Source organism: Rhodobacter sp. P2_H5, assembly GCF_056403335.1.
Genome location: NZ_JBFUFS010000093.1, coordinates 1 through 862 on the forward strand (window position 1 = coordinate 1; position 862 = coordinate 862).

1 protein-coding gene is annotated in these 862 nt (G+C 61.1%); it reads right to left on the reverse strand.

What is annotated here, in order from left to right:
• Window positions 1-398 precede the first annotated feature (398 nt).
• On the reverse strand, window positions 399-862 hold a 464-nt coding region (locus tag AC1DVR_RS23660), incomplete at its 5' end, for a PQQ-dependent sugar dehydrogenase (RefSeq protein ID WP_478003073.1).

Genomic DNA, 862 nt, shown 5'->3' on the forward strand with positions numbered 1-862 from the left:
AGCAGGTGACGCGCGCGGCGTGGTGATCGATCCCCAAGCGGGCTATTTTGGTGTCATGCTGAGGGACACCGATCTTGTGCCAGAGGGCGCTGCACGGCTGGCTTCCATCTGGCCATGTAACACTGGCCGAACTTGAAAGGTCCGGTGGCGGGAAGGGCCTGCCGCCTGTCTCGTCTGCACCGCGTTAATCGTCTGGATTGCGATGGAACCTTGGGGCCTTTGCACGTTGATCCGATGAAGCAGATAGCCTGCGCGTCAATCAGACGTGGTGGCACAAGGAACAGGGGGGTTTTTCTGATTTCCCCTCCTGACCAACGCATCGGTAGTCGAGCCTTTATTCCATCCGTAGGCTGTCTGTTTCACCTCTGGGCCGAGCAGATGATCGCCCAGCAGAATGACTATTTTCCGCTTGGCACGACGCGCCAGACCTTGTTGCCGACATCGTCGGCGACCAACAGGGCCCCGGTCCGGTCGATGGCAACGCCAACCGGGCGTCCCATCGCCTCTCCATCGGCATTCAGGAACCCGTTGAGGATGTCTTGCGGCTTGCCTGCGGGCACACCTTTCGAGAAGGGCACGAAAATGACCTTATGGCCCGAACTCGGCTGGCGGTTCCATGACCCGTGCTGGCCGACGAAAGCTCCATTGGCGAAACGTTTTGGAAACAGGGCGCCGGTGTCAAAGGTAAACCCAGCGATCCGGTATGCGGCCCCAGCGCGTAGCCCGGGACCCTGGCGCTGGCGACAGTATCGATCCGGGCGCGACGGCTGTGGGCGGCTGTTGGGGTGCTGGCCGTAAAAGCTGTAGGGCCAGCCGTAAAAGCCGCCCCGCTTCACCGAGGTCATGTAGTACGGCACCAGAT